General features: G+C 37.1%; 10 protein-coding genes, 1 tRNA gene and 1 pseudogene. 3 read left to right on the top strand and 9 right to left on the bottom strand.

The window, feature by feature from the left end; genetic code table 11:
• Nucleotides 1-652 (top strand): annotated as a pseudogene (locus OZD62_RS05415) (Rpn family recombination-promoting nuclease/putative transposase); the annotation flags it as partial.
• 370 nt (nt 653-1022) lie between these two features.
• On the opposite strand, the gene OZD62_RS05410 reads toward OZD62_RS05415, so the two are convergent.
• From OZD62_RS05410 to rpsD, 8 genes are all read right to left on the bottom strand, one after another.
• The gene (locus OZD62_RS05410; RefSeq protein ID WP_010962558.1) at nt 1023-2138 is read right to left on the bottom strand and encodes an FtsW/RodA/SpoVE family cell cycle protein; all 1116 of its coding nucleotides are present in this window, start codon (nt 2136-2138) and stop codon (nt 1023-1025) included.
• Nucleotides 2135-2851, bottom strand: a complete 717-nt coding sequence (gene ubiE, locus OZD62_RS05405) for a bifunctional demethylmenaquinone methyltransferase/2-methoxy-6-polyprenyl-1,4-benzoquinol methylase UbiE (protein WP_275019604.1) — start codon at nt 2849-2851, stop codon at nt 2135-2137. Before ubiE ends, OZD62_RS05410 begins: the two co-directional genes overlap by 4 nt.
• Before the next feature lie 53 nt (nt 2852-2904).
• Entirely contained in the window at nt 2905-3768 is an 864-nt protein-coding gene (gene lipA, locus OZD62_RS05400) for a lipoyl synthase (protein ID WP_275019603.1), read from the bottom strand.
• Entirely contained in the window at nt 3761-4075 is a 315-nt protein-coding gene (gene rpmB, locus OZD62_RS05395; RefSeq protein WP_006279619.1) for a 50S ribosomal protein L28, read from the bottom strand. The genes lipA and rpmB overlap by 8 nt, the downstream gene beginning before the upstream one ends.
• A 37-nt stretch (nt 4076-4112) precedes the next feature.
• On the bottom strand, nt 4113-4454 hold the full coding sequence (locus OZD62_RS05390) for a DUF721 domain-containing protein (RefSeq protein ID WP_010082513.1): 342 nt from the start codon (nt 4452-4454) through the stop codon (nt 4113-4115).
• 446 nt (nt 4455-4900) lie between these two features.
• Complete coding sequence (gene iscX, locus OZD62_RS05385; protein ID WP_010962556.1) at nt 4901-5101, bottom strand: Fe-S cluster assembly protein IscX; 201 nt, start codon at nt 5099-5101, stop codon at nt 4901-4903.
• A 30-nt stretch (nt 5102-5131) separates the two neighbouring features.
• Nucleotides 5132-5218, bottom strand: a tRNA-Leu gene (locus tag OZD62_RS05380).
• A gap of 9 nt (nt 5219-5227) precedes the next feature.
• Nucleotides 5228-5842 (bottom strand): 30S ribosomal protein S4, encoded by a 615-nt coding sequence (gene rpsD, locus OZD62_RS05375; protein ID WP_010962555.1) that lies wholly within the window; start codon nt 5840-5842, stop codon nt 5228-5230.
• Between the two features lie 113 nt (nt 5843-5955).
• Here rpsD and tkt point away from each other — a divergent pair, with 113 nt between their 5' ends.
• Together tkt and OZD62_RS05365 are read left to right on the top strand one after the other, a co-directional pair.
• On the top strand, nt 5956-8028 hold the full coding sequence (gene tkt, locus OZD62_RS05370) for a transketolase (RefSeq protein ID WP_275019602.1): 2073 nt from the start codon (nt 5956-5958) through the stop codon (nt 8026-8028).
• Between the two features lie 17 nt (nt 8029-8045).
• Entirely contained in the window at nt 8046-8252 is a 207-nt protein-coding gene (locus OZD62_RS05365; protein ID WP_138264940.1) for a hypothetical protein, read from the top strand.
• 25 nt (nt 8253-8277) lie between these two features.
• Here the strand turns inward: OZD62_RS05365 and OZD62_RS05360 are convergent.
• Nucleotides 8278-9079 (bottom strand): ankyrin repeat domain-containing protein (locus OZD62_RS05360; protein WP_275019601.1); only part of this gene is annotated, 802 nt, incomplete at its 5' end.

The raw sequence follows: 9079 nt of genomic DNA, 5'->3' as shown, positions 1-9079 counted from the left end.
GAGGGAGTAGTAGCAATACTACTTCCTTACCTAACCAGCTCGCTCGTGATAAAGGCTTTGAAAAACGCGCACAACTTTATGCTGCTAAGGCTTACTCAAGACAAGCTGATAAATCTGGTAAATACGTTGATTTAAAGAAGATTTTCTTTATGGCGATTTCAAATTGTACCTTATTCCCTGATAAGCTTGACTATATATCTAGCCATACCATAAGAGATGAAAAAACCAATGAGCATGACTTAAAAGATTTTCAATTTATCTTCATAGAGCTGCCAAAATTTCCTAAGAGTAGAGAAGAACAACTAGAAAGTGTAGTAGACCGTTGGCTATTTTTTTCAAATATGCAGATGAAACAACGGACGAAGATCTCAGAAAAATTGCGGAAAAATCACCAATAATAAAGCTAGCATATGATGAATTAGATAAGTTTCACTGGAATGAAAAAGATCTAATAACTTATGAAGAAAGAATAATGGATCTGCGCAAAGAAGAAGCCATTCTTGAATACAGACTTGATCTTGCTAAAGAGGAAGGTAGAAAAGAGAGGGAAATTGAAGTCGCAAAGAATCTACTTAAAGCAGGTGTTTCTTTTAATATTATAGCTCAAACTACTGGTCTTTCTATGAGTGAGATCAAAGAATTGCAGAATTAAGTGTGAATGGTTACGAAAAATATAAGTTTTTGCGATAAACGACATAGTGATGTATTTGTTGTTCAGCATGTCAGTGGAATATTTTCTGGTATCTATTCAGATGCATGGCTAATGCTGAAACAAAAATTCCAGTGCTCCTTTTTTTGTCATCCCAGTCTGGGATCCAGATTGGGCACTAAGTTGGTAAACACGAAAGCGCTTTACAACGTTTTTGATGGAACTGTGCAAAAGGACTGGATACCAGTGTCAGCTACTTGCATGACACCCATTTGTTCCTATAGTTGCTTTTCTCGTCTACCTTATTTTGCCACTCATCTGAACAGATACCCATTTTGGAGGGATACCAATAATAGTTGTGAGCGGTACAAGTTTAGTCCATATACCTTCCAAGCATAACACGCTCACGAAACTTTAATGCGATAGCTTGGTTTCTACTGAAAGACAGCATTATGCCAAGTGCGATGCTCGAAGATAAAAGAGAAGAACCACCATAGCTAAGTAACGGCAGGGTTATGCCGGTGGTAGGAAAAACACTCAATGTTACCCCTATGTTTATTATGAATTGTGTGATGAATTGCATTGAGATACCGAGAATCACCAACAGATTAAATAATTCATTTTCCCTATATGCAATGTAAAGCAAGCGGGCGGAAATGATGCCAAATAACATCAATGTGGCTAAGCACGTAATCAAACCAAATTCTTCTGCTAAAACAGAAAACACAAAATCTGTATGACAATCAGGAAGAGAGGCTTTTACGCTACCTTCACCAGGTCCAACTCCAGTTAATTGACCTCTTTTGAATGCTTCTAATGATTTTGTGACTTGAAAGTTATCGCGCTGCGTAAAAAAGACAAAATTGTAAATCCTTTGCTTTATATGTGGGAGGCATAAGTAAGCTATTGTAGTTCCAGTTGTGGCCATTCCTATTATGCATAGAAAGTATAAAAATGGTATACATGCAATAAACATTTGACCGATAAAAGAATATGTTAAAAGCATAGACATACTGAAATCAGGTTGCAAAAGTAACAACACAAAAACTAACAGAAATATTATGATTGATATGTGTATTTTAAACTTCATTTCGCTGGCCAAGATACTAGCTATAACAACAGAAAAAAATGGCCTTACGAACTCAGATGGTTGAACAGAAATTTTGACAATATGTAACCATCGTTTCGCACCTTTTACCTCTATACCAAGTATTATCGCAGTTGCTACTAGAATAGTAAATAAAGCGAAACCTGCGAATGAGAGGTTAAGTATAGTTCTTGTGTTGAGAAAAGAAAATGTCACCAAGGTAATTAGTGACAGGACTATATAAATTGTATGGCGCCGTATAAAATAATCCTGTGGTAGAGAAAGACGCTGCGCAATTACAGGGCTTGCTGAATAAACAAGAATGAAGCTTATAGTGAGCAAAAAAAACACTGGAAGGATGAGATAATAATCCAGCGTTCTATACCAGAGTTTAATATTCATTTTGTTCCAATGTGTAATGCCACTATTCCATAGCTCATATTATGAAACTTAACATTCTTAAAGCCTACCTCTTCAATTTCCATTTTAAAATCAGCCTGAGTTGGAAACTCTCTAATGCTCCTCACTAAATATTCATAAGAACTCTTGTCTTTAGCAACTATGCTGCCAATTTTAGGAATTACTTTAAATGAATATAAGTCATAAAGTTTGGTAAATATCTCATTTTGATAGTGCATAGGGGCAAATTCTAAGCAGATAAATTTCCCATGTGGTTTTAATACCCTGTGCGCCTCATTTAAAGCCTTCTTGCGGTCAGAAACATTTCGAATGCCAAAAGCTATTGTGCAATAATCAAATTCGGAGTCTTCAAATGGTAAACTTTCTGCACTTGCACATACCCAATCAAAATTAATTTGGTTTGAATTTATAGCTTTATCACGTCCTCTGTTTAGCATGTTTTGATTTATATCGCATACTGTAACCTTAGCACTTGGCTCTTTTCTTACTACTCTTATTGCTATATCTCCAGTTCCTCCAGCAACATCTAAAACCTTAGAGTTTTTTGTAAAATGCACACTATTTACCATCTTATCTTTCCATAATCTGTGCATTCCGAGGCTCATTATATCATTCATGGTGTCGTAGCGACTTGCCACGGAATCGAATACCTCTTTAACTAATTGTGATTTCTTCTCGATTTTTATAGTAGACATTACGTAAAAACTCCTTTATAATTAGTAAAAATTAATTTGAATTAACACAAATGTCAACGACAGGCCTTGAGCCTGTTAAAATCTTCTTCAGCGTGGTATGATGACCGAGTTAGTAGGCTTGATGCAACCACTAAGAAACCTTTGGAGTAAGCAATGTATTTATAATGCTCAAACTCTTCTGGGGTAACATACCTATCAAGTTTTGCATGTTTTGGAGTTGGTTGTAGATATTGACCAATTGTAATAAAATCAACCTCAGCACTGCGCAAATCGTCCATAACCTGAAGTATTTCCTCTTTTGTTTCTCCAAGACCAACCATAAGCCCTGACTTTGTGAAAACTTTAGGATTAATCTGCTTTACCATCTTCAACAAATATAGTGAATGAAAATAGCGAGCTCGTGGTCTTATTTTTGCATACAATCTCGGCACTGTTTCAATATTGTGGTTATAGACATCAGGTGATGCAACAGCGATTGCTTCAAATGCTCCTTTCTTATTTAAAAAATCAGGAGTTAAAATCTCTATTGTTGTTTCTGAAGTTATCTTTCTAATTTCTTCTATGCACTGTATAAACTGATTTGCGCCACCATCTGGCAAATCATCACGATCAACGGAAGTAATGACAACATGTTTTAAGTTTAACTTTTTTATTGCTTTTGCTAAATTTTCTGGTTCATGAGGATCTAGTTTATCAGGAATGCCAGTTGCAACGTTGCAAAATGCACAAGCACGAGTGCAAACAGAACCGAGAATCATCACAGTAGCATGACGTTTATTCCAACATTCACCAATGTTTGGACATGCAGCCTCTTCGCACACTGTATGCAAGTTATGCAGTTTAACGATGTTTAAGGTCTCATTGAATACTTCACCGGTCGGAGCTTTTGCTCTGAGCCATTGAGGTTTGCTATGCATCTGAAACTGCTAACTCTACCTCTTGCTTTACTAAAACTTTTTTCAACCTTCTTTTTATCTTCTGCGCTTTCTCACTTAGTTTAATCGTTCTTGTGTTGAGCAAAAAAGCATCTAAATCACCTTTGTAATCTATAGTTCTCAAAGTTCTTGTTGCCACACGAAATCTAAACTTTTTATTCAATATATCACTTGTCAACGTAACCTTATGTAAATTTAAAAGAAAGGTACGCTTTGTTTTACGATTCGAATGTGATACCTTATTACCAAAAGATTTTTTTCTATTTGTTAATTCACAAACTCTACTCACTTCAATATACCAAATTATTCTATGTACTTAGATTACCTTATATAGTCAAATAGTCAATACTCTCTTGCTTAATTTTTATACCATATACTGCTTTATAACCAAAAAATATCGTAATTTTTTCTATTATAAGAGAAATCATATGCTGAATTTCCAATGCTTTGCTGCCATTTGTTACTACCAGATGCAACACACCCGAATTTATATTCTGTGCATATGAGATCTTTTTCGGTTTTGTACACTCTGCTATTTCTTTCCCTACTATATTTCGCCAGTTTAAAATAAGACGTATTTCATTTTTACTAATCTTATTTTTCATGCATTTTAATGCATAGTTTTCAATTATAGACTTTAATTTTTTTGGACCGCTACGTTTGAGCATTTTTCTGTTTTTTTAGTAAGTAGATAATATAAAAGTATACATATAACTTGAGATTTTGTCATTACTGCTACATGTTTGTGAGATACCGTGACGGTATGACCATAATCGTCACTCCGCAACGCATATTGCATAGTCGTCATTCCGCGGCGTGTTCGCGGAATCTAGCTCTGGTCACGCTACTTAGATGACAACCTTCTAACTGCTTTACAAAGGCTCTACCCTCTGGCCTCACACCGTAAAAGCAGTATTTTTATGCAAAACTTATCTCAACGTAGCACTTGTCAAGATCGTTCCATTCAAAAATTTTTGTTTTGCTTCATAATTAACCTTATAGCTGTTTTAATTGTAATTGGTTAAATTATTATTAACTTGCCAGGCTAGATCCAAAAAATAGCATAATCAATATGCAAATTGCAAGAGAAATCACGTTTGCGTATGGTTTATTGCTATGCAGTTAATCTTTCCTCAATCCAAGCTGCTTGAATAGCTTCGAGTATTTTTTCGTTACAGCGTTTTTCATCATCATCAAATTCCTCTAAACTCAATACCTTTTTTTTAAGCTCAGTGAATCTAATACTAATTATATTCTCATCTGGAAATTTTTCTTCCAGAGCTTCTACAATATCTTCTATATCAAGCCATTTCATACTTTTTTGTATTTATCTGCTAAGTTAAATTGGTGCCCATGGGGAGACTTGAACTCCCAAGGTCGCAAAACCCACGGATTTTAAGTCCGCTGCGTCTACCGATTCCGCCACACGGGCTTTTTTTATCTATCTAGAGTAAAACTCTACTACTAAATTGACTTCCATGTCTGCTGAATAAGGAACCTCAGAATATTGAGGTGACCTCAAATACTTCACTGAATGCTCTTTACTATCTGCTTCTAAATAATCCGGAGCCTTGCGCTCTTGTTTTTGTTCAGCCTCTACTACTACAGGGATTTTTGCTGCCCTTTCTCTTATTTTTATTATATCACCTGGCTTCACTCGATAACTCGATATGTTAACCACCTTATCATTAACTGTAACGTGCTTGTGAGATATGAGCTGCTTTGCTGAGTAAATTGTTGGAACAAGACCAGAGTGGTATAAAACAGAACTTAATCTCGATTCTAAGATACCGATAAAATTATCAGCCGTATAACCCTTTCTGTTATAAGCATCTAAAAATGTACGTCTGAGCTGCTTACTTGAAATCGCATAGTAAAACTTAAATTTCTTATGCGCAGCAAACTGCTTACCAAAGTCGGATAACTTCTTGAATCCAAGAATACCATGTTGACCTGGAGGGTATTTCCTTTTGTTGACTGGGTCTTTAGCTCTACCCCATAAATTTACACCAAGTCTACGGCTAATCCTATACTTTCTAGTGATAACAGTTGTCATATAAAAACTCTCACGATTTAACTTTAGATTATTAAGGATTTTAGCACTCAGTGTCAACTTGTTTTTGCTGATATAATCTTTTATACTTCATTTTTAAGTTTTTCTATTAACACATGAATCATTCACATTTAAAATCTATGGCAAACGCCATCCGTTTTTTATCAATTGATGCAGTACAAAAAGCAAACTCTGGACACCCAGGTATGCCACTTGGCATGGCAGATGTTGCAACTGTTTTGTTTGCTAAATATCTGAATCATAATCCTGATGATTCTAAATGGTTCAATAGAGATCGCTTTGTTTTATCAAACGGTCATGGGTCAATGTTACTATACTCAATATTATATTTGACAGGTTATATTAACGTAGATGAGCTAAAAAACTTCAGACAAATGGGATCCAAGACCCCAGGTCATCCAGAGTTCGGCTTGACTTCCGGGGTAGAGGCAACAACAGGCCCGCTCGGTCAGGGGTTTGCCGCTGCTGTTGGCATGGCACTTGCTGAATCGATACTTGAAAAGCAGTTTAGAATCAATCACTACACTTATGTGATGCTAGGGGATGGCTGTCTTATGGAAGGAATAAGCCATGAAGCAGCATCACTTGCTGGGCATCTTAAATTGAATAAGCTTATAGCTCTTTTTGATGATAATGATATTTCTATAGATGGCGCTACTTGCCTTTCCTGTTCTGACGATGTAGAGAAACGCTTCTTAGCGTATGGATGGAATGTTGACAAAATTGATGGCCATGATTTTGATGCCATATCCCTTGCAATAGAGCAAGCAAAAAAGTCTGATAAACCTACAATGATCTGCTGCAAAACTATTATCGGAAAATTTTCAAGCCGTGCTGGCACATCCTCTGCTCACAGTGGTGCTTTTTCGGAGGAAGACATAAAACAGATGAGAGAGAAATTAAACTGGAATTATGAACCATTCCATGTACCAGAAGATGTGAAAAATGCCTGGAAGAAAACTGTTGAGAGAGCAAAACAAAACTACACGATGTCATTCCAGCGCGTGACGCTGGAATCCAGGAAAGAAGAAAAAGAATGGATCCCAGTGTCAAGCACTGGGATGACAAGAGAGAGTACTGGAATGACAGAAGAGAATGCTGGGATGACAGGGTATCATGCAGAACTTCAAAGACGGTTAGATAAACATCTACCAGATAATATCGCTGGTGTTTTAGCTGACCTGAAGAAACAAATATGTGAGCTAATGCCAAACGAAGCTACTCGATCTTCTTTCGGCAGAGTAATGGAACTTTTAACTGAGTCTATGCCGGAATTAATCGGCGGTTCTGCTGATCTTACCGGGTCAAATTGCACTAAATATGAGCACATGCAGGTAATAAATAGCAATAATTATAGTGGCTCTTATGTCCACTATGGAGTGAGAGAGCACGCTACGGCAGCATGTATGAATGGTATGGCACTTCACGGCGCGATTCTTCCTTATGGCGGCACTTTTTTGGTATTTTCCGACTATTGTCGTCCTGCTATACGTCTTTCAGCTCTGATGAAGCAGCAGGTTATGTATGTCATGACTCACGACTCAATTGGAGTGGGAGAAGATGGCCCGACTCATCAGCCAATAGAGCATTTAGCCTCTTTGCGTGCTATACCAAATCTATATGTTTTTAGGCCAGCCGATGCAGTTGAAACTCTGGAGTGTGTTAGCATTGCACTCGAAAAGAAAGAATCTCCAGCACTGTTTGCGCTCTCAAGGCAAAACGTAAGTTACATGCGCAAGTTCTACTCTGATATCGATCAATCTGCTAATTTATCGAAGTTTGGTGCATATATTTTGTGTGAATGTTCAAAAGAATTAAAAGTGACGATATTTGCTACGGGGTCCGAGGTTGAAATTGCAGTTGAAGCAAGGGAGAAATTGCAGGAAAAGGGTATAGGTACAAGGATTGTTTCTATGCCATGCTGGAGGCTTTTTGACGAGCAAAGCGATGAATATAAAGCGGCAATATTAAATAATGACAGCATTAAAGTTGCAATTGAAGCCGGAAGTGAAATGGGTTGGCATAAATATATAGGTTCAAACGGTATATTTATTGGCATGAAAAGCTTCGGAGAATCAGCACCTTATAAAACACTCTATGAGCATTTTAATATCAGCGCAGATCATGTGGTAAAATGTGTGTGTGAGAAACTGGTTTACATTCAGTAGACTTCTTGCATAACCATATGAAAGCCCACTCTTCTTTGTCATCCCAGTACGTGACGTTATTTCCATCCAAGATGATGTCATTCCAGCACTTGACACTGGCATCTAGTTTTCTTTACAAATTCACCAAAAGTGCTTCATTCTATAACGCAAAACCCATACTCACCAAACCCAATGCATTACTTGCAATTAAGTTTCCTGGATCCCAGTGTCAAGCACTGGGATGACACCTTTTCCGGTAGAAGATCACTATCAAATCACATTGCTCTGGTCATTATGATCACCATTATTTTGTTCAACTGATTGATCGACCCCAGGTGAAGAAGAATCATCATAAGGTTGTGTGTCAGACTTTTCTTCGTCAGACCCAAACAACCATGAAAAAAAAACACCAAAAAATGATGCAATTAATGAAAAAGGCTTCATAAGTATACTAAACAAACTACCAAAAAAAGAGCTCGGCTGTTCTTCTGTTTGTGCAGGTTCTGTGGAAGCAACAGGACCTACATCGTTGTCTTGTACATCAGTTCCTTGTTCTGCACTGGTGGTGCTGGTTTTTTCCCCTTCTTTGCTATTATCTGATTGTAGTTCAGTATCATCACCTACTCGTTTTTCTTCCTCTTGACCCCCTTCACTATCTGTCGATGATCCACCCGCTGAACCATCATCAGATTTTTCTGCGGGTTGCAATAGAGTTTTTATTCCTTCATCAGTGGCTAATTTGAAAGGAGTGTTTCCATGTTTATCTTCTATATTAACATCGATTCCATCTTTTCCCAATAGGGCTTCTACTGCCTCTTTATGGCCCTTTACAACGGCCCAATGTAAAGGAGTCTGTTCTGCAAGTTTATCTTTTATATTAACATCGATTCCTTCTGCTCCCAGTAGAGCGTTCAATACATTTATATCTATGTTGTCCTTTTTAGCAGCCAAATGCAAAGGAGTCCTGTCATCTTTATCTTGTGCATTAACATTGATTTCTTTTGCTCCCAGTAGAGCGTTCAATACATTTATATCTATGTTGTCCTTTTTAAGAACAGAATGTAAAGGAGTA

The sequence above is a fragment of the Wolbachia endosymbiont of Drosophila seguyi genome, assembly GCF_028981765.1.
Taxonomy (GTDB): Bacteria; Pseudomonadota; Alphaproteobacteria; order Rickettsiales; family Anaplasmataceae; genus Wolbachia; species Wolbachia pipientis.
This window is presented reverse-complemented; position numbering and strand designations above follow the sequence as displayed.

Coding starts and splice junctions, on each gene's coding strand:
- rpsD (WP_010962555.1), bottom strand. CDS start 5,842: ATGACAACTGTTATCACTAGAAAGTATAGGATTAGCCGTAGACTTGGT.
- lipA (WP_275019603.1), bottom strand. CDS start 3,768: ATGCATAGCAAACCTCAATGGCTCAGAGCAAAAGCTCCGACCGGTGAA.
- OZD62_RS05365 (WP_138264940.1), top strand. CDS start 8,046: ATGAAAGCCCACTCTTCTTTGTCATCCCAGTACGTGACGTTATTTCCA.
- iscX (WP_010962556.1), bottom strand. CDS start 5,101: ATGAAATGGCTTGATATAGAAGATATTGTAGAAGCTCTGGAAGAAAAA.
- tkt (WP_275019602.1), top strand. CDS start 5,956: ATGAATCATTCACATTTAAAATCTATGGCAAACGCCATCCGTTTTTTA.
- OZD62_RS05410 (WP_010962558.1), bottom strand. CDS start 2,138: ATGAATATTAAACTCTGGTATAGAACGCTGGATTATTATCTCATCCTT.
- ubiE (WP_275019604.1), bottom strand. CDS start 2,851: ATGTCTACTATAAAAATCGAGAAGAAATCACAATTAGTTAAAGAGGTA.
- OZD62_RS05390 (WP_010082513.1), bottom strand. CDS start 4,454: ATGCTCAAACGTAGCGGTCCAAAAAAATTAAAGTCTATAATTGAAAAC.